The organism is Yoonia sp. D2-7, from assembly GCF_055809435.1.
Genome location: NZ_CM147912.1, coordinates 1,983,246 through 2,003,095 on the forward strand (window position 1 = coordinate 1,983,246; position 19,850 = coordinate 2,003,095).

The 19,850-nt window shown below is 54.0% G+C and carries 19 protein-coding genes, 1 tRNA gene and 1 other RNA gene; 4 read left to right on the forward strand and 17 right to left on the reverse strand.

Going from position 1 to position 19,850, the window contains the following annotated elements; translation table 11 throughout:
* Positions 1-84: 84 nt before the first annotated feature.
* Positions 85-1,227, forward strand: a complete 1,143-nt coding sequence (locus AC0L7R_RS09655) for an AI-2E family transporter (protein ID WP_473656647.1) — start codon at positions 85-87, stop codon at positions 1,225-1,227.
* Here the strand turns inward: AC0L7R_RS09655 and AC0L7R_RS09660 are convergent.
* From AC0L7R_RS09660 to AC0L7R_RS09730, 15 genes are all read right to left on the reverse strand, one after another.
* On the reverse strand, positions 1,224-1,592 hold the full coding sequence (locus AC0L7R_RS09660) for a hypothetical protein (protein ID WP_473656649.1): 369 nt from the start codon (positions 1,590-1,592) through the stop codon (positions 1,224-1,226). The genes AC0L7R_RS09655 and AC0L7R_RS09660 overlap by 4 nt on opposite strands.
* Positions 1,589-2,209: a M35 family metallo-endopeptidase gene (locus AC0L7R_RS09665; RefSeq protein ID WP_473656651.1), complete on the reverse strand. Its 621-nt coding sequence runs from the start codon at positions 2,207-2,209 to the stop codon at positions 1,589-1,591. The genes AC0L7R_RS09660 and AC0L7R_RS09665 overlap by 4 nt, the downstream gene beginning before the upstream one ends.
* A complete protein-coding gene (locus tag AC0L7R_RS09670; RefSeq protein ID WP_473656652.1) occupies positions 2,206-2,940 on the reverse strand; it encodes an alanyl-tRNA editing protein in 735 nt (244 codons plus the stop codon). The genes AC0L7R_RS09665 and AC0L7R_RS09670 overlap by 4 nt, the downstream gene beginning before the upstream one ends.
* Entirely contained in the window at positions 2,937-5,411 is a 2,475-nt protein-coding gene (locus AC0L7R_RS09675) for a DUF3772 domain-containing protein (protein WP_473656653.1), read from the reverse strand. The genes AC0L7R_RS09670 and AC0L7R_RS09675 overlap by 4 nt, the downstream gene beginning before the upstream one ends.
* The gene (locus AC0L7R_RS09680; protein WP_473656654.1) at positions 5,408-6,457 is read right to left on the reverse strand and encodes a cysteine synthase A; all 1,050 of its coding nucleotides are present in this window, start codon (positions 6,455-6,457) and stop codon (positions 5,408-5,410) included. Before AC0L7R_RS09680 ends, AC0L7R_RS09675 begins: the two co-directional genes overlap by 4 nt.
* A 52-nt stretch (positions 6,458-6,509) precedes the next feature.
* Positions 6,510-7,628 (reverse strand): NUDIX domain-containing protein, encoded by a 1,119-nt coding sequence (locus AC0L7R_RS09685; RefSeq protein ID WP_473656655.1) that lies wholly within the window; start codon positions 7,626-7,628, stop codon positions 6,510-6,512.
* Position 7,629: 1 nt separating this feature from the next.
* Complete coding sequence (locus AC0L7R_RS09690) at positions 7,630-8,070, reverse strand: TrgA family protein (protein ID WP_473656656.1); 441 nt, start codon at positions 8,068-8,070, stop codon at positions 7,630-7,632.
* Between the two features lie 42 nt (positions 8,071-8,112).
* Positions 8,113-9,324 (reverse strand): class I SAM-dependent methyltransferase, encoded by a 1,212-nt coding sequence (locus AC0L7R_RS09695; protein WP_473656657.1) that lies wholly within the window; start codon positions 9,322-9,324, stop codon positions 8,113-8,115.
* A 190-nt stretch (positions 9,325-9,514) separates the two neighbouring features.
* On the reverse strand, positions 9,515-10,936 hold the full coding sequence (locus tag AC0L7R_RS09700) for an FAD-binding domain-containing protein (RefSeq protein WP_473656658.1): 1,422 nt from the start codon (positions 10,934-10,936) through the stop codon (positions 9,515-9,517).
* 166 nt (positions 10,937-11,102) lie between these two features.
* Entirely contained in the window at positions 11,103-12,782 is a 1,680-nt protein-coding gene (locus tag AC0L7R_RS09705; protein ID WP_473656659.1) for a BCCT family transporter, read from the reverse strand.
* Positions 12,783-13,062: 280 nt separating this feature from the next.
* Positions 13,063-14,046, reverse strand: coding sequence for an acryloyl-CoA reductase (acuI, locus tag AC0L7R_RS09710; protein WP_473656661.1), 984 nt, complete (start codon positions 14,044-14,046; stop codon positions 13,063-13,065).
* Positions 14,047-14,133: 87 nt separating this feature from the next.
* On the reverse strand, positions 14,134-15,234 hold the full coding sequence (locus AC0L7R_RS09715; protein ID WP_473656662.1) for a dimethylsulfoniopropionate demethylase: 1,101 nt from the start codon (positions 15,232-15,234) through the stop codon (positions 14,134-14,136).
* 4 nt (positions 15,235-15,238) lie between these two features.
* Positions 15,239-15,742 (reverse strand): DinB family protein, encoded by a 504-nt coding sequence (locus tag AC0L7R_RS09720; RefSeq protein ID WP_473656664.1) that lies wholly within the window; start codon positions 15,740-15,742, stop codon positions 15,239-15,241.
* Positions 15,739-16,446, reverse strand: coding sequence for a DUF1326 domain-containing protein (locus AC0L7R_RS09725; protein ID WP_247127103.1), 708 nt, complete (start codon positions 16,444-16,446; stop codon positions 15,739-15,741). The genes AC0L7R_RS09720 and AC0L7R_RS09725 overlap by 4 nt, the downstream gene beginning before the upstream one ends.
* A gap of 13 nt (positions 16,447-16,459) precedes the next feature.
* Positions 16,460-17,209: a copper chaperone gene (locus tag AC0L7R_RS09730; protein WP_473656666.1), complete on the reverse strand. Its 750-nt coding sequence runs from the start codon at positions 17,207-17,209 to the stop codon at positions 16,460-16,462.
* Between the two features lie 63 nt (positions 17,210-17,272).
* Between AC0L7R_RS09730 and AC0L7R_RS09735 the strand changes: the two genes are divergently transcribed.
* Positions 17,273-18,025: an FCD domain-containing protein gene (locus AC0L7R_RS09735; RefSeq protein WP_473656667.1), complete on the forward strand. Its 753-nt coding sequence runs from the start codon at positions 17,273-17,275 to the stop codon at positions 18,023-18,025.
* A gap of 51 nt (positions 18,026-18,076) precedes the next feature.
* A complete protein-coding gene (locus AC0L7R_RS09740) occupies positions 18,077-18,421 on the forward strand; it encodes a DUF4345 family protein (protein WP_473656668.1) in 345 nt (114 codons plus the stop codon).
* 6 nt (positions 18,422-18,427) lie between these two features.
* Here AC0L7R_RS09740 and ssrA read toward each other — a convergent pair.
* Positions 18,428-18,781: a transfer-messenger RNA gene (gene ssrA, locus AC0L7R_RS09745) on the reverse strand.
* Positions 18,782-19,060: 279 nt separating this feature from the next.
* Here ssrA and AC0L7R_RS09750 point away from each other — a divergent pair.
* The gene (locus AC0L7R_RS09750; RefSeq protein ID WP_473656670.1) at positions 19,061-19,744 is read left to right on the forward strand and encodes a cyclic nucleotide-binding domain-containing protein; all 684 of its coding nucleotides are present in this window, start codon (positions 19,061-19,063) and stop codon (positions 19,742-19,744) included.
* A gap of 14 nt (positions 19,745-19,758) precedes the next feature.
* Here the strand turns inward: AC0L7R_RS09750 and AC0L7R_RS09755 are convergent.
* Positions 19,759-19,835 (reverse strand) — tRNA-Arg (locus AC0L7R_RS09755).
* Between the last annotated feature and the right edge of the window lie 15 nt (positions 19,836-19,850).

A 19,850-nucleotide genomic window follows, 5' to 3' on the forward strand; every position in this document is an offset into this window, starting at 1 on the left:
TTTTGCACCTTTTTCGAAAGTCTTACGGATGACACGGTTAGTGCCTATATTGCGCATGTCGTCGCCACCATCTAAGCCTGACATATGCAGCCCAAACTTGATCCTCAATCTCACAAGCAAGACACCGTCGATCTCGCACGGGTCCAATCTGCTGCGTTGATCATTATCGCCTTTGCCGTGGTTCTGTTCTTGTTGGTTCAGGCCCGGTTTATGCTTGTGTCGCTGGCGACTGCGATTGTGTTGTTTAGCCTGACTAGCGCCGTGATCGATTTTATTGCACGTCAACGCCTCGGGCCGTTCCGCGTGCCGGACGTTGTCGCGAGTATCGCAGCCCTTGTTTTGATTGCATCCGCGTTGATGGCCGCATCAGGCTTTATGCTCACCCAGATCAACAACGTCCTGATCACAACGGTCAGTTTTGCGGAACAAGCACCGACGGCCGTCGCGTCTTTGTTTGGTTTCATGGGCGAAGGCACCGAAGCTGCGATCCTCAGCGCCCTACAGTCCTTCGACGTCGGCACTTACGCACGGACCTTGGCCGGACGCGCCAGTGACGTGACCCAAGCGGCCGTCCTCGTCATCCTGTTTGTCGGATTTCTTTTTGCTGAGCGGATTTGGTTTGACATCAAGTTAGTGAACCTCATCGGTGATCCACAAAGAGCGGCACGTGTCAGTAAGATCATCTCGTCGATCATTTGGCGTGTGAACTACTATCTTTGGGTCAAAACGGTTGTCAGTGCTTTGACAGGCCTTATGACATACGCCTTGGCGGTGACCTTCGACATCGAATTGGCTGTTGCGATTGGTTTGATCACTTTCATGCTGAATTTTCTGCCCAATGTCGGGTCGATCATTGCGACTGCGCTCATAGCGCTCATAGCGCATGTTCAGTTTCATGATCCAGCGACGACAATTGTGATTGTCAGCATCGCGGGCGTCATTCAGTTCATCAACGGCAATATCATTGACCCGATGATGATGGGACGCGCATTGCGCCTGTCATCCTTTGGCATCATCTTATCACTTGCGTTCTGGGGCGCTGTTTGGGGTATCCCGGGGATGTTCTTGTCTGTCCCGATCATGGTGATGCTCTTAGTGGTCTGCAGCCATGTGCCTGCTCTGCGCCCTATTGCGATCTTGCTATCACGTGAGGGATTGCCGGAGGAAGAAACAGCGTTGTACCGCACCCCAGACCGGCAAAGACAGCCGCATGGGGCTGCCCGCTAGGCCCTCGGCCTGACGTACCAAAACGCAACTGCAATCAACAGTTCACCAACCGCCGCTAATAAGACGACCGACGATGCGATTCCACCAAGGAACGCAGAGATACCCGTCAAGGAAACCCCCGCAAACGTTATAATCATACAAATACAAACCACGCGCTGCACATCGCGGTCTTGGTTCTGGCTGAGCCCCCATAGTAGTACCGCCAGTCCTAAGAACAGCGGACTGGCCCTTCGGCCCATGAAACTGCCACCCACATCAGCGGCGACGCCATAGGTTGCGGTGTAACTGCCAGGCACTGCAACCAGAATGAGGAACAAGATTACGCCAACCAAGGCCGTAATCCGACAGGCCATCTGAAACGTCATTCGCCTTCGACCCCGTAAAACGTCACATCCTCAACGAAATATTGATAGCTATCAGCGTTGATCAACGCATCTTGGGGGGCATCGATGGCCATTTCGGTACAGACTTCGCGCGAATAGCAGATATCATCGGTTCCGGCGACGACTGTGAAGTGCGTGATTTCGTGGATAAGGGTCCCTGCCCGCGTTCCATTCCCCGCAGCCGCGCTTTCGTCGTCGAGTTCTTTCATCGTTTGCATCTGGAAAAACCTCGGGCACAGCTTCACTTCGTAGTGTTCGTCAGGATCGACGAAGGCATACGTGTCCGGATCACAAAGGCCGACCCCGTGATTGACACAGGTCGCACTGACTTGACCGGTCCGGATCGCTGACACGACCGCTTTGAGGTTCCGGCGTACTAAATCGCCATTGCGCGGGCTGAACTTGCCAAACCACCTTATGTAAACGGGCGTTGGACCAACCGCGGTCGCTGCCGTAAGGACCAGCCGTTTAGACCGATCCATTGCTGCAATGATAATACCACGTTCCGCCTTTGTGCAGCCCTCGAATGTTTGGGCTGAAGCCGGATCTCCAGCAAATGCAGACAAGGCCGCACCAAGAAAGATCGCTGACCGGTTCACGTGTCGAGGTGCAAATAAACCCGGCGGTTCTGTTTGCCCTTCTTTTCGATTTTGCCAAGCCGCACGCGTCCAATTTCTGACGTCCGCGATACATGCGTGCCGCCGCAAGGTTGCAGATCAGCCGTATCATCACCGACGCCAATGCGCACCAACCGCACACGTCCAGTCCCGCGCGGTGGTTTCACGCGGAGCGTTTTCACGAGCCCGGGGTTGGCATCCATTTCGGCGTCCGTGATCCATTCTTCGTTCACGGCGAAATCACAGTCGATCAACATGTTGAGCGTCTTTTCGATCTTTTCGCGATCTTCTGGCGCTTCTGGCATATCAAAGTCCAAACGCCCTTTGTCCGGCGAAATCGACCCGCCTGTCACGGGCAAGGGAATGACAACCGACAGTAGATGAAGCGCCGTGTGCACCCGCATATGTTTGTAACGGCGATCCCACGCGATTTCCTGTCTGACCAACGTGCCCTCTGGCGGCAAAGCGGACGGTTCAGCTGGCACAAGTACGATTTGACCATCGGACCCTTTGACGGTCGTTGCAATTTCAATCGCGTTTTCGTCTTCGGCAAGACCCCATCGCACAACACCGCTATCTCCGGGTTGGCCACCTGAAGTCGGGTAAAACAAGGACGCATCCAGGACAATGCCGCCTTCATCCGTGATTTGGGTCACACGCGTTGCGGCTTCACGGCGATAGGCGTCTTCAAGGTACAACGGCGTTGTCGTCATGTGATATCCCCAGCATCCGGATCAGACATATCAACGTCTGGATGCGGTTCTTGCGCGAATTTCGGTGTTTCGGTCATATCTTTACGGTCATCGGCTTGTTTCCCGCTTTCAGCTTGGCGCAAAACTTCCGGATTGCGCAACCAAATGTCACGTTGGGCAAACGGAATTTCGATGTTTTCAGCGGCAAAACGGCGCGAAATTTCAAAATTCAATTCGGATCGTACGGAAACCACGAAATTGACGTCCCGCAAAATCGCTCTGATTTCGAACTCCAACGCATCAGCACCAAAGTTAACAAACATGATAGCCGGTGGCGGCGTCATAATCACCATCGGGTGTGCTTCGGCGATGTCTTTCAAGATAGATGCGACCTTATCAACATCCGTTCCGTAGGCCACACCGATAGGTAGGATCAGACGTCCCGCAAGGTTTCCACGTGTCCAATTGATAACCTGATTGCTGATCAGGTCGGCGTTCGGAACGATCACGTCGGATCGGTCAAAAGTCTCAATGCGGGTGGATCGTACCGAAATATTACGCACATATCCCATGCGGTCGCCGACCTCGATCCAGTCTCCTTGGCTTACGGGACGTTCGATCAATAGGATGATCCCCGATACAAAGTTCGACACGATCGTTTGCAAACCAAAACCGATACCAACGGACAAAGCACCCGCCACAATCGCAAGGTTTGACAAATCAATCCCCGCACTGGTGATTGCGATAACCGCAGCAAGGAAAATCCCGACGTATCCGAAACCCGCGACAATCGCATCTTGCGCCCCAAGATCCAGCGACGTGCGCGGCAAAACCGATGACCGCAATGACGTTTTGATGAAGCCCGTCAAAAGGTACCCGACGCTGAAGATCAGCACGAACGTCAGGAAATCAGATGGGGAAATACTGGTTTCGCCGATGGAAAAACCGGCCGTGAACCGAGACCAGAACGATAGCAAATCAGACCGTTCAGCACCCCAAATCAATGCAAAGATCGGCAGTGAAACGATGAACAGCACAAATCCAACAACCACGGGAACAAGCGCCTTTTTGCGTCCTTCCTCGATGCCGTACAAAAGGTCGTAGACCCTGTAGCACAGTGACTGCAAATAAATGATCACCCCGATAAGCCCCAACGAAATACAGGTCGGGAACAACACAGCCCTTGCTGCGGCATCGTAACCGAATAGGCCCAGAACGGGCGCTGCGATGGCTACCAATTGCACCACACGCCCCACAACAGACCGCGTCCGCCCGACGCTGATGTCTTCGCCAGCAGCCTCGTCAGGCGCATGGCGCAGCAACGTCGAAAACCGGAACAGGACAATGGCCACGACCAGAATGAATGGGAAATATAGCACCGATATCGCATCCGGGCTATCTGATCCGGATGACACAAACGCAGAGTACGGCCACCAGAGCCCAACGAGCCACGCCAGAATGATAGCCGTGCGGCGGGTCTTGATCCGAACCTCTGTTGGTTGGTTCAAGGGGCCGTATTTGTCCCCCATTGGAAAGAATTGCTTGCCCAGCCAAGACGCCAAAATAATGGTGCTACCTGTTAGCGGCAGTTCACGCAGGACGGTTTCCCCCCGCACACCAAACACATCTAAAGTCGTTAACCCGTACGTCAGTAGAACAAGTCCAAACAGCGGGATCAATGCCTGCAACACCGTACCAAAGAAATCCGAAACCAGATGCCCCGCCCCGTCCTCAGCGGACGCCGTACGACTATCCATGATTTTTTGTGTTCGACGGAACAGCACAAATGAACCGCAAATTGCAATCAACGCCAGAAGCGAACGCCCTAAGTTCGTGCTATTCCATTGGCGGTTGATCACACCTGCAGTAATTTCGTTGCCGATGGCTTTGACGCCATCAAACAGATGCAACGCTGCATCAGGCCAATAGACTGGGTTCAAAGGTGATACACTGCGCACCATCAACGCAGCCGTTTGACGTGCACGCAGTTGGGATTCGACTTCGCTCATCATCCCGTCTGCGCGTGCATGTGCTTCAGCGGCAAGCAATCCGGGTGCTGCGAGTTCATCACGAAAAGCAATCAACTCCGACCGGCGTGCCGTCACAGCCGGTGCTTCGGTTTCATCCTCGGCAGGTGCCGGGCCTAATGCCGCGATCTGACTTTCGACGGTCGCGAGACGCGCTGCGTTTTCTTCCTTGGCGTCAGCGAACACGTCGCGCCAAGTGGTCAGTTCCGTGCGGACACGATCCAAACCAAACGCAGAAGTGTTGTTCCGCAACAAGATACCTTCAGTACGCGTAGCGACCTTTGACCAAGATTCAATGTCGATCCCTAATAAGTCACCAATCGCTTGGTGTCCGGCGTCTGCGATCGGTGTCTCGGTATCATCTACCGTTTGACCAAACGAAACAGACCCAATCCAAACGCAAAGGACAAAGACAATGATTGCCCAAATCAGCCGTCTGTCTGACTGTTTTGGTGGTGTGCTCATACGTCTTCAAACACCGACGGGATATCTGCGGGAGCGCGTTCAAGCCAAGATGGTACAGGCAGGCCTTTTTCTTTTAAAAATGCCGGGTTGTAGAGCTTGGATTGATACCGCGTTCCATAGTCACACAGGATCGTCACGATCGTGTGTCCCGGCCCCATGTCCCGCGCCATGCGCATTGCGCCAGCGACGTTCACACCAGATGACCCGCCGAGACACAGGCCTTCGTTTTCCATGATGTCAAAGACAACCGGCAGTGCTTCAGCGTCGTGAATGTTGTACTTGAAATCGGGTGTCAGGCCTTCAAGGTTCTTGGTGATCCTGATTTGACCGATGCCTTCATTGATCGACGATCCCTCGGACATCACCAATTCGCCCTTGGTGTAATAGTTGTACAGCGATGCACCATCAGGATCGGCCAAACCGATCTTTACGCCCTTTGGCTGCAATGCCGCGGCAACACCAGCCAGCGTCCCACCGGAACCTACCGCACAGATAAAACCATCTACCTTGCCGTCCGTTTGATCCCAAATCTCGGGACCTGTGGTTTCGATGTGGGCTTGGCGATTGGCCACGTTATCAAATTGGTTTGCCCAAATGACGCCTTCGTTCGTCGTCCGCTCTAACGCTTTGGCCAGACGTTCGGAATAACGCACAAAATTGTTCGGATTGCGGTACGGCGCTGCTGGCACCTGAACAAGTTCCGCGCCGGCCAGCCGCAACATGTCTTTCTTTTCCTCGGATTGGGTCTCCGGGATCACGATAACCGTTTTGAACCCCATCGACGCACCAACCAAAGCCAGCCCAATTCCGGTATTGCCAGCCGTGCCTTCAACAATCGTCCCGCCTGGCTTTAAAAGCCCTTTTGCGACGGCGTCTTGGATGATGAACAAAGCTGCGCGATCCTTGACGGATTGACCAGGGTTCATGAACTCTGCCTTGCCAAGAATTGTGCAACCAGTTGCATCTGAGGCGCCGCGCAATTTGATCAGTGGCGTGTTGCCTACAGCAGCGGCAAGATCGGACTTAATGGGCGCGAATGTGGACATGAAAAGAGCTTTCGTTTGTGTTGTCCCTAAGTAGGCCTGTCGGGGCGCAAACTCAAGCGGTGCCGCGCAATCGACTGCGATTCTGCGCAAGCCATAAAAGCATGGAAACAATGGCGGCGTTTTCGGCCTCTCCGGTTTCGATTAACGCAAACGCTGCGTCGAATGGGATCACATGCAACCGCAGATCTTCAGCCTCAGTTGCCAAGCCGCCGGTATAGGTCGTGGGTTCCGGCAAATCGCACAGACCCAGATAGCAATAAAAGTAATCCGTGGAGCTGCCGGTCGACGGATAATAGGAGAACATTTTCTGCAGTGCGACGCCCTGCAGACCCGCCTCTTCTTCGCTTTCGCGTTGCGCGGCTTCTTCCGGTGTCTCGCCTGCGTCGATCATCCCCGCGATGGGTTCAAGCGCCCATGGGTTTGTAGACCCGCGCAGCATCGGTCCCATCCGGATTTGTTCGACCAGCAGGACGTGATCGGTCACCGGATCATAGGGCAAGACAAGGGCAGCATCCGTCCCAATGAAAACTTCGCGTGGCAATGGACCAGCGGTGTCGTCCTGAAATGTGCGATGGGTCACTTGCAACTGCGCCAGTCGGAAGAATTCACCAGAGAGCGGACCGCTGTGTTCCGCCGCAAAATCAGAAGGTTGTGCCGCAGACCTCACCCTTGCCGGAATGTCTTGATCTTGCGCCCGCAAGCGTACTGATGCCCGCAATGCGATCATGTTCCACTGCCTACGCAACGCATCACCAGCCAAAGGTGGATCGTAGCTGCCAATCTCGACTGCCATTTCGCGGCTTAACGCACCTGATTGATCCTGCCAGCGTTCCAACGACCATTCACGATCCGAGATATCGACCGACGGTCCGGGAAGATAGACCTGCGCCTCAACGCCAAGACCAGCTACATTAATCGTCGCCGGTATGGGGTTGTAATCAAATGGCAATTCGTAGGCGTCAAGTTTCGCAATTTCCGGCGCCGTGAGATCGTCCAACAATAGACCGGAAAGGATAGCGCCTGATTGAGCAACGATCGCAGGCAGCGGCGCCGACTTTTGCTCGCGCAAAACGTAACCGGACAGCGTCGCCGCTTTTGCCGATACATCGCGCCCCAGCAAACGACATCGCAGTGTAGCGTCTAGCAGCGTTCCGTAGATAAAAACGCTCACGTTAGGACCAACGCGCCGCGACGAATTCGACGATCAAACCAGAGACGACCGAGCCAACAAGCATCAATACCCCAAGATCCATTTGTGCGAACTGAACGGCATAATCCCCAATCAATTCAAAAATCCCAACGACCGCTTCGACTGGCCCATCATACGCATTGCGCATCGATTTTTGGATCATGTCGGCGAATGACACAAAGAAGAAAACCCAAAATAGCAATGCGACACCGGCCGTGATGCCGTTTCCGATCCCTGCCCCTGTTCCATTGCCAGCGCGCGTTCCCGCAACAACCCAGCCAACAATCAGCCCGATGCCGCCGTTCAATGGGAACCAGTAACTGGGTTGTCGGGCCTCCGCGAAGTACGCAGTGGCTGCGTAAGCGAATGCAAGTCCAAGCGCGCCAAAGCAAATGGCGGCAATTAGGCGGGCGGCGGTTGGCATATCATAGCTCCCTCTGCGCACCCTGCCATGTTTGTCGCGGTCTTAGGCCGCCTTGGTCAGGGTAATCTGCGTCACGTCACAGTTTCCGCTATCAAAGGTCGCAGCACAAGAGGTCAGATAAAAGTTCCACATCCGCCGGAACCGATCATCAAAGCCCATTGCAGCGACCTGATCCCACTTTGCGTTAAAATCATCGTACCAACGGCGTAGCGTGATCGAATAGCTGTCACCAAATTCAATCGACTGTTTCACGCCTAATCCGTGTTTTGTGGCGACGTCGCGCAAGATCTTCGGACTTGGCAGCATGCCGCCCGGAAAGATGTATTTCTGGATAAAGTCTGGACGGCTGCGATATATTTCCCAACGCCTGTCAGCGACTGTGATGATTTGCAACGTCGCGTTTTTACCAGGCTTCAACCGTTCACGCACAGTGTCAAAGTACACGGGCCAATATTGTTCACCGACGGCTTCGAACATCTCGATACTCGCAATCCCGTCGTAGGTGCCTTTTTCATCGCGATAGTCCTGCAGCTTGAACGTCACTAAATCCGAAAGACCTGCTTTTTCAATACGATCCACAGCGTACTTAAACTGTTCCTCACTGATCGTCAGGCAGGTCACCTTCAATCCGCGTTCCTTGGCAGCGTATTCGGCGAAACCGCCCCAACCGCAGCCAATTTCAAGAACATGATCGCCAGGTTGGACACCCATTTCGTCAACCATGGATTTGTATTTTTCGGTCTGCGCCGCTTCCATGCTTTCCTGACCCGTCAGAAATTTCGCTGACGAATAAGTCATGGTGTCGTCCAACCATAGCCCGTAAAAATCGTTTCCGAGATCATAATGGTAGGAGATGTTTTTGCGGGCCTGGGATTTTGAGTTCCGCTGCATCCAGAAGCGCATGCGTTCGTATGCCCGCACAAAGAATTGGCCCGGAAAACCGTCGTAGATATCTTCCGCGTCGTCATCGTGGATCAGATCCATGAAAGCCATCAGATCAGGTGTGGACCACCACCCATCCATGTAAGCTTCACAGAATCCCATATCACCTTCGCGGATCGTCCGCGCAAAGGTATCGGGATTATGTATGGTGACCTCGGCAATGTGCCCCGGTTCTTGGCCTTCAATCCGAAACACCCGACCATCAGGCAAAGTAATATCCACACGACCCCGTTTCATTTTTCCCATCACATCAAAGATGGACGCAAAGTAGCGCGGTAAGTCTTTTTGGCCTTGGGTCGTCGTCAGGATCATCGTGCAGGGTCCGTTTCTTGTCATTATGCGCAAGGCTGTCCCCGACGCTGTTGAAAAGATTAGTGTTTTGTTAACAAGAGTCACGCACGCCGAGCGAGAAAGTTTCAAGTCGGACCAATGTAGACGCAGAACAAAGCGAACGAGCCCTAATTATACACGCCAAACGCCGATCACGTTTTTTTACAGGCCCCTAAAAATCCCGCGACTGATAGGCATCTAATGCACGCTTGCGTCCCACATCTGGGGCAACGATGGCGTCGGGATATGGATCATCTGCGGACATGTTCCAGTGCTTAGGGATCGCGTCGAAGTAGGACAAAGCGGTGTCAGACGGATCAGATTGTCCCTCCGCAATCCAGCGGTTCGGGTAACGGTGATCCTTGTCGAACTTGTCCAGTTGGGACACCGGATTAAACACGCGGAAATAGGGAGTGGCGTCCGGACCCGAGCCTGCTGACCACTGCCAGCCCATTGCATTTGACGCAGGATCCCAATCAATCAAACAATCGGCGAACCAATCACGTCCGATTTTCCAATGACACATCAGATGTTTCGTCAGGTAAGACGCCACGATCATGCGACCACGGTTATGCATCGTCCCGGTCACATACATTTCCCGCATCGCCGCATCGACAAACGGTATACCTGTGCGCCCCTGCTTCCATGCCTTCACTTCCGCCCGCCGTTCATCCGTATTCCATGGGAATGCGTCCCAATCCTCTTTCCAATTATCCGTCTCGATACGGGGAGTGTGATGGGACAGGTGGTAAGCAAATTCGCGCCAGACGAGTTCTTTCAAGAAAATCTCTGCATCGGATTTACCATCGTGTAGCGCCTGCCATCCTGCATGCCAGCAAACAAGCGGGGAAATCTCGCCATAGGTCAGATTTTCAGACAGCCCTGATGTTCCTTTGACTGCGGGCAGATCGCGGTTCTTTTGATAAGTCTCGACACGCTCCGCAATAAAGGTGTCCAAACGGTCCCGCGCGGCTGTTTCACCAACAGTGCAATGTGGAAGCAACACGTCGTATGCACGTTTCATGTCGCCCCCCATGTTCCAGTCATCAAGCGCATCAGACTTTGGCCAATTGTCAGGCTGGGCGAGCTTCGATGGTCGGGCCAACGGAGTATCAAGTTCACGTCCCCGCACGGTTTTCCACATGGGCGTGAAAACCTTGTAGAAGCCGCCGGTCTTGGTTTCCACGGTCCATGGTTCGAACAGCAAATGCCCCGGAAAGCTTTGTACGGTGTGTCCATCGGCTTTCAGCGCGGCTTTCACATCCGTGTCGCGCGCTTTGGCTGCAACATCATATTGACGTGACCAAAAGATCGTGTTCGCGCCAGTTTCTTCAATGATGTTCTGCAAAACAGTCAGAGCATCCCCGCGCCGCAGGATCAATTTGCTTCCGATCCCTTCAAGGTCATCAGCCAAAGCTTTGACCGAAAGCCCAAGCCGCATGCGTGGGGCCGCACCTTGTTTTTCGGTCACCTGATCGTAAATGAAAAGCGGAATGACCGGCCGTCCCGCTTTGCAGGCTTCCATCAATGCGGGATGATCGCCGAGGCGTAAATCGCGGCGGAACCAAACAATAATCGGGCAAGTATCGGTCACAGCAGTTGTCCTTCTTTTAGTCAGACATAGCCCTACGTCATAGACGTCAACAACCGTTCGTAGGCAATTCGCCCAATTCTGCAAGATCAGCCAACATCACAACGGGCCAAAACGAAAAAGGGCCCCGACGTTACCGCCGAGGCCCTCTTCATTCAATCGAATTTGCTTATTCAGCAGGCATCGCATCCGGAATGTCGTCAGACAATGTCGGAATGCCTGCAGCTTCGCGACGGCCATCGTTGTAGATCGCCTTGATCAGCGCGATACACATCAACACCATCACGATCGAGAACGGTAAGGCCCCGATCACCATCGCTGTTTGGATGGCTCCTGTCCCGCCAGAGATCAGCAAGCCCCCCACAACAAGCGCAAGCGCTGCCCCCCAGAACAGGATGTGTGGGCGTGCCTTTGGACCCTCGTCACCAGCTGCGTTGATCGTATTTACGATCAACACTGCGGAGTCAGCGGACGTCACCAAGAATGTCATCAACAAGACCACAATCATAACGGCCATGGCCCAGGACAGAACCTGACTGATTGGTTCAAGCATATACGCAGTCATCGCGAAGATTTTGTCGCCATTCGCCGCGCCCAAGATCACGCCATCCGCGCCGCCATTTAGTTCTAGGTCAATGGCAGTACCACCGGCCCAAGCAAACCAAACAAAGCACATCAAAGATGGAACGATCATCGCGCCCAAGACGAATTCGCGGATCGTCCGGCCACGCGAAATACGCGCGAGGAACAAACCTACGAAAGGCGCAAAAGCGATCCACCACGCCCAGTAGAACACAGGCCACCAGCCCTGCCACTGCGCCAGTTTGAATGCTTCGGATCCTTCAACGCCGTCAGATGCGTAAACATTGATGCTAAGCCATGGCAACGCAACGAGATAGTCAAAGATTCCGACAAAGAATGCGGTCGCACCAAAGAACGTCGCACCAAACAGGATGAAGAAGCCGAGCAGAACGATCGATAAAACCATGTTGATGTTCGACAGCCATTTGATCCCTTTACCAACACCAGACAATGCAGACAGCGTCGACGCGCCCATGATCACCAGCAAAGCAACGACGATGCCCAGTGATGTCGCAGAACCATCTTCTAGCGCTAGTCCGCTGATTCCAATGCGCGACAGACCCGCCACGAATTGCTCCACGCCGAACCCAAGTGTCTGCGCCACGCCCAAAATGGTGGCAACAACAGCGACGATATCAATGATATGCCCCAACACTCCGGACAAGGATTTCCCAAACAATGGTGTTAATGACGACCGGATCGTCAGCGGCAAGCCGCGTCTGTAGCTAAAGAAGGCAAGTGCGAGACCAGCAATTGCGTAGCACGCCCATGCGCCCAGTCCCCAGTGCAGGAATGACCAAACATATGCGGTCCGCACGTTGTCTGCTTCAAGTGCAGTTGTGACGCCTTGGATAACAGACGGGTTGTTTTGGAAATGCGCGACAGGCTCTGCTACCGCCCACGTCAACATCCCCACCCCGATACCGGCACCAAACATCATCGAGAACCACGAGAAATTCGAGAACTCCGGTTTTTCACCGTCTTGGCCCAAATTCAGCCGGCCAGCGGTCGGCCACAGCGCAAGTCCAAGACAGACGACGACAAACAACGTCACTGTCCAAATGTACCACGCAGCGAAATTGCGCAGGATCACTTGGTTCCACGCCCCAAGCACTTCGCCAGCCCATTCAGGCCAGACGATCGCCCAAACGACGAGCACGCTGATGATGATCTTCGAAATAATCGTGACGTTTACGCTAAAGCCCCGATAAAAACCGCTGTCTGCGGTATTAATCGGGAGATCCGATAATGGTGGTTTAAGCGCCATAGTAGTTCCCCTGTTCCCTGTTCTTTTGTGTCGATCAGTATGTGGGTAAAACGCAGGCCAGATAACCCCAATTTGCGTCATTCTGTCGCATATGAGAGACCGAAACGGCAGTTTGCTAAGCAAATTTAGCCCGAACGGCGTCGTAAGTCCTTTCAACTGCGAATTGAGCCGAAATTCACATCAAAGGTGTAATGCTTCGACTCGGTACAATCATCGCAATAAAAACGGGCTCACGCGTGCAAACGCGTAAGCCCGGATTTTTAGTTGTGACTGGTCGCGTTTAGCCGTTCACGTCAACGACGACACGCCCTTTGACCTGACCTTTCAAAATGTCGCGCCCCAACGCGGGCAGGTCAGACAAAGTGGCTGGCTGAACCATGGCTTCTAGCTTATCCATCGGCAGGTCTTTTGCGATCCGCTCCCAAGCCCGTACGCGGTTGTCATAGGGTTGCATCACACTGTCGATCCCCAAGAGGTTTACGCCGCGCAACAGAAATGGAATGACAGTTGCTGGAAGACCCGCCCCACCCGCAAGACCGACAGCACTGACCGACGCGCCGTATTTCATTTGGCCAAGAACACGCGCGAGCATTTCACCGCCAACTGCATCGACGCAACCTGCCCATGTTTCAGCTTCAAGTGGGCGTTTAGTCGTTTCGTTCAGGTCTTCACGTGGGACAATCTGGGTGGCGCCCAGTGATGTTAGATAATCAGCCGTTTCGGGGCGCCCGGTTACTGCTGCAACGTCATGGCCGAGCTTTGCCAGAATTGCGGTCGCAACTGATCCAACACCACCGGCAGCACCGGTCACCAGTACAGGTCCATCCTTGATGCCATGATCTTCAAGCGCCATGACAGCCAACATCGCTGTGAAACCAGCAGTCCCCACGGCCATTGCCTGACGTGTGTCCAATCCCGCAGGCAGCGGGACCAACCAGTCCGCCTTCACACGCGCCTTTTGGGAATAGCCACCCCAGTGCGCTTCACCCACGCGCCAGCCGGTCAGGACAACTTTGTCGCCTGCTTTGTAGCGTGGATCATCGGATGCCTCGACCGTGCCTGCAAAATCGATCCCCGGAATATGTGGATAGTTCCGCACAAGACCGCCACCCGGCCCAATGCAAAGCCCGTCTTTATAATTCACAGTCGAATATTCAACGGCGACAGTCACTTCACCTGCAGGCAAATCATCCAAACCCAACTGCTTGACCGCAGCGGATGTTTTTCCTTCATCGTTTTTGTCGACTACTAATGCGTTAAACATCTTCTCTTCCTTTCAAGCTGGGCGAACCGCCCACATTCTTTTGGTTATAAATATCTCCGCCGGAGGCTCCCCCGACAGCCCAACGCGCTAAATCCAGAAATTTTCGCGTACTATTGCATCAAGCTTCCCATCCGGTGTCTGAACTTGCAGCACCGTCTCAGGGTCCCAATGCGTCATCTTCACCATCCCGATGCCGACACCAGTACCAAAATCAGGGCTGTTGGCCGCAGACGTCATGCGCCCGACCTGCTTTCCATTGGCCAAGATCGGCCAGACGCGGTCACATGCAGGGACTTTACCCGCGATCTCAATCGGGCGGAGCTGCTGTGTCGGGCCTTCCTTCGCCACCCGCAGCAGGGCATCACGCCCAACGCACCCGATGGCTGTTTGCGTCGAACAAAACCGCCCCAGCCCGCATTCATGTGGTGTATTTTCGCGGTTCATGTCGTTCCCGTAGGACAACAGACCACCTTCAATCCGTTCGATCAGATTGGGGCACCCTGCCCGCACGTCCAGATCGGCACCCGCTTCCATCAGCGTATTCCACAACGGCATCCCTAGCGTTGATCCTTCGACGTAGATCTCATAACCGCCTTGTTTAGAATAACCAGATCGTGCCACGACAAGGCTTTGCCCTTGGAAATCGAACCACCCGAAACGGAAGAATTTGACGTTCCTGACCGCTTCGCCAAAGACACGCGCCATCAAATCTTCGGCTTGCGGACCTTGAACGGCTAAGGGCGACACATCCGGTTCATCTACCAGAACGTCCAAGCGGTAACCGTATGCGAGCCCCTTCACCCAGAATAGCAAATCGCTGTCAGCGATCGATATCCACCAGCGATCTTCGGATAACTTCAAAGCCACGGGATCGTTCAACATACCGCCCGTTTCATCAACGATTGGCACGTAGTAACATTGTCCCGCCGTCATCCCCCGCAGATCACGGGGCGTCAGCATCTGCATCAAGCGTGCTGCATCCGGACCGCGTAATTCAACTTGGCGTTCGACAGAGACATCCCAAATCTGCACCTGGTTTTTCAGATGGTGGTAGTCATCTTCCACACTCTCAAACACCGTCGGCAGCAACATATGATTGTAAATCGTATAGGCTTTGACGCCTGCCGCTTCGACACCATCGCTAAAAGGTGTGCGGCGCAGGCGCCGAGATTGAGAGATCATCGCCATTTCGTCAGGTCTCCGGCATGAAAACAAGATCAGTTGGCTGTGGATTTGCGCCCGCAGCGGTGAGCATCGCATGAATTTGACCGCGATGGTGGGTTTGATGGTTAAAGAAATGCGTGATGCACATCGCCCGCGGGCGGCTGACCTCGGCATGTATCGACCCCGAAAACCACGTCACATCGCCAGTCAGGTCCACGCTTTTCAGACTTTCGGCCCATAACTGAATGCGCCCGTCCATGCGAAAACGCTGTGTGGCCCATTCGGCTGGCGTTGGCGTCAGGTTTTCGCTGCCTTCAATCAGGTTCTCAGGACTTTCACCGCCATCGAAACGAGACATCCAGATCATGTCGCCCCAGAGCAAATGGTTCAACGTACCAAAAATTGAGCCGAAGAAAGCACCGCGATCCTGTCGCAGTATATCTTCGTCCATCTCCGCGACAACCTTGCGCAATCCGTCGTTTTGCCACGCGTTGTAGCGCGCCATTGTACGGCAGAACTCTGGCGTGATCACGGACGCGGACCTTTCCAGTCGATCGGACAAATCTCAGCGGATTTTCCTCCAAAGTCCCAAACACGACCGTAGTCACGGACACGCGATTTGGTGCCTTGAGCAGCAATAATTTCGGAACCCATCCAGTATTTCGAATTGGTGACCATCACCGGCTCTTCTTTGTTCTTGCCGGTGATCATTTCGATTTCGCCTTGGATTTTACGTCCAATGTAGATGCCGCGTTTGGTCCCGTCACGCACGATTTCGACCTTTTCACGTTCGGCCCCGATGATGTCAGACACCAACATCGTGAACAGGCCTGTCGTGCCGCCAGCTTGGCCGGAGAAAATCTTGAGCAAGCCGTTGTAGGCCTTTTGCGTTGCACGTTCGTCAACATAGGCCGCAACGCGCCAACCGCCTTCGGCCATGCGTCCCGGAATATCAACAAGCAGACCAATATTCAGACCCGCAAGATCTTCGCCCTCGAAATGCCCTTCATCAATCGCAATCGCCATCCATGCATGGCAATGCCCTTCAGTCGGCGGATGCGCACCAAGCGACACAACGCAAGGACAGAAGGTCGTGCAGGAGCAGTTCAAGAACAATTCGCCTTTGATTGCCCAGTCCGTCGGGGACATTTTGCGTCTGCCGGGATTTGGCATTCGCTGGTCAATCCGTTGGGAAATCGCAATCTGATCCGCTGGAAGTCTCGTCTTTTCCGCCATGTCCGTCCCTTTCCTAAAGTACCGCGAGCAGAAGACCCGCACCAATCAAGACCACACCCGCCGGTTTCGTCAGCCGGTGCCCGATCTGCGGTAGTTTTTCAAAAATCATAAAGAGCGTCGCCAGCCCCATCCAAAGCAGGCTCATCACGCCACCCACAAACCCCAACGCCATAAAGCCCCAGCAGCAGCCAACGCAGAACGCGCCCAAGCCAAGGCCCATCCGCAGCCCGCCACCAAATCCGGTTTTCCAATGACCAAGGAAGTAGGTCATCGGGCTATGGCACACACCGTGGCAAATCTCTTTCGCGCGGGTGAATTGGAACGCCCCGACAACGATCAACAAACCGGCCGCGAACCAACCGGTTGTCGAAATGCCAAGGCTGTCAACGGCATTCCACTGGATCAAAAGGACCTGCACGATGCTGATGAGCGCCGCAAAACCGACCCAAGTGATGAAATAACCGATTAGAACACCGATCCACCCTGCCCGTGTGCCATCCGCGCTTTTCATCAAGGCTTCGTAGTTGCGCAATGTCGGCACCATCGTAGGCAACATCATCGCTGCCATCATGATCGCCCACATCGGGAACAAGGCACCGAAGCTGGTCATCGGCATCATATTCATGCCCACAGGCCGCCCGATCACATCCACGCCAGACATCCGCGCCATCATGAACATGAATGCCCACGCGCCTAGAATGGCCGCAAAGAACAGCACCCACAGGATCGACCGCAATGGAAATTGAACGGGTGAAGTTGTCACGTCTTACGCCTCCCAACGCAAACACTTGCCAAATCATATGTCAGACGTTTAATTGTCTGACAAATGAAAATTGATCCAGATAGCAAAATTGATCTCTCTGCCCAGATTGCAAAAGCAATCCGCGACGGGATTATCGCAGGTAGCTTACCTGTCGACGAACGCCTGCCGTCCGAAGCGGAACTAGCTGATCAGTTTGATGTGTCGCGACCAACGGTCCGTGAAGCATTAAAACGATTGGCCGCGCAAAGCCTAATCCGAACGCAACGCGGCGCCACGGGTGGCGCTTTTGTTAACCGGCTGCGGTTCGAAGACGCCTACGGACAGCACGTGACCACGTCGACGCTACTATTGTCGATGAACTCGGTCAGTTTTCAGACCGCCTGCGAAGCCCGCTATGCGCTTGAACGGGCCTGTGCGCCCCTATCGGCGCAGCGCAGGACCGCAGATCATTTGGCTACCATGCGCGCAGAGGCACACCGCCAAGCCCAGCCGGGTCTCAGCGATGAAGCATTCTGCGCATCTGACGTCGCCTTCCATCGTGCGTTGGTTGATGCTGCCGGTAATCCGGTTCTATCGTACCAGCTGGCCGGTGCCGTTGAAGCCATGCAGCCGCTAATGAACATGATCACATTCACGGCTCGCAACCGCGAAACAATTGTACAAATTCATACCGACATCGCAGATGCCGTCGCTGCGAACGACGCAACGGCCGCAGATGCACTGCTTTGTAAACTGGCCGAATATACGGAAACCCTTGCGCAAAGCGTGTTCGCGAAACGTGATGCGCAGAAAGCTGGTACCGCGACGCAGAGTTGACTTTGCCCTGAACGCGGCCATGTCTTGTGGCACGCAATAAGGACAGACCACATGGACATTCTTAATATTATCTTCTGCATTGCCAGCATCGGCCTCGGTGCATTTGGCTGGCTTGCACCCCGCTACACCATGGATGTGCTGAACCTGTCCGGCCACACCGATACGATGGGCATGTCTGAAGTCCGCGCGAGTGCTGGCTGTTTGTTCATCGGGATGGGGCTTGGTGCGCTGCTGATTGGGAGTCCTGCCGCATATCTTATGCTGGGCTGCTGTTGGACAGGTGCTGCAGTTGGCCGCCTGACATCGCTATTACGCGATGGGCGAACATCCAAGAAATGGGGATACTTCGCCGTTGAAGCCGCCGTCGGCGTTCCAGCCATTCTGATCAATCTGTAGGGTGTAAGTGCAGGTTTCTGTTGCCAGGTACCTGCGAACCCCGCCCTAAGACGCTAATCCTAGGGAGTTAAGTTTCGATAGTTAGGGCTGCTTACGCAGCCATCGCCATCGGAGCACGATTGTCATTTGCAATTGTACAGTTTGTACCGATATCGGTGGTAACTCACCGAGATAAAGACACGCCCGTTCACAGTCCGTCGATCCTAATTCAGCCCCATAGTCCTTCAAATGAAAGGATTTTTGGTGGAGCTGCGGGGAGTCGCACCCCGGTCCGGCCCAGCTAATAACACGCTCGTTTATATCCATAGTCCCCGAAGAGACATCTTAGATATGGGGCTTTGATCCACCAAGCGCAAGATCAACAGGCGGAATTACTGTATCATTTTGTGACCGTGAGATTGGAAAATGTTGCCCAAACACCCGACAACGCACGCAAAACATGACAAAACTGACCAACTGTCAGTTAAGCGACAGTTCATAGGGGAATCGGTGACTATGGATAATGCACGTGAGTGAGAAAGACTTTATACCATTGGTAGTATCGTCGGGTGCCCACCTGTATTTTTTAGTTTGAAAACATTTTAAATTCCGTCCCCAATGGCGCAGGTACGGCCCCGACACCCTCACACGGATCATTTGATGAAAAACACCATTCGGTTCCCGCATTTGTTAGACTGTGAAATCGTCAACGACATGTCTGACGACCAAAAGGCCGATTTCGTGAACCAGTTTGCGGTGCGAAACTTTTCGTCCCGCACCCCCATCCTGCACCAAGGTGAACGGCCAGACGGGATGTTCATCGTATCTCATGGATCGGTTGAAGTCAGCTACATGAGCGAAGAAGGCTTCCAGACGATCATTTTTCACGCTGGCCCGCAGGCAACTCTTGGCGTGATCGAAGCCTTGGCGGCAAAGCCCTGTGCGGCGACTTGTATCGCCATGCCGAATACCTGTGTTCTTTTCTGCCCGACACCGCTGCTTTATCAGCAGCTACAATCGCCGGTCCTTATCCGTAACATTGCAACGCTCGCGTTCAATACGTTGGAACGGGATAACAGCGGCAAATCGATTGATCAGCACTACACGGTCGAACAACGTATCTGCAGTCATCTGTGGCAGTTATCGGCGCAAGGTGCTGAAATCAGGCAAAGCCAAAGCTATCTGGCGACAATGGTTGGCTGTTCGCGGCAGACGGTGAACAAGGAACTTGGCATCCTACGTGACCACGAAATCATCATGCTCAGCAAAGGCAAAATAACGGTTCTGAGCCGAGACGCACTTGCCAAACGCATTGCCGATATGACGCAAGACCCAAACACGTAATTCATTTAGAAGAATGGCGCACCCGAGAGGATTCGAACCTCTGGCCTCTGCCTTCGGAGGGCAGCGCTCTATCCAGCTGAGCTACGGGTGCGTCTAGCGGTGCTAT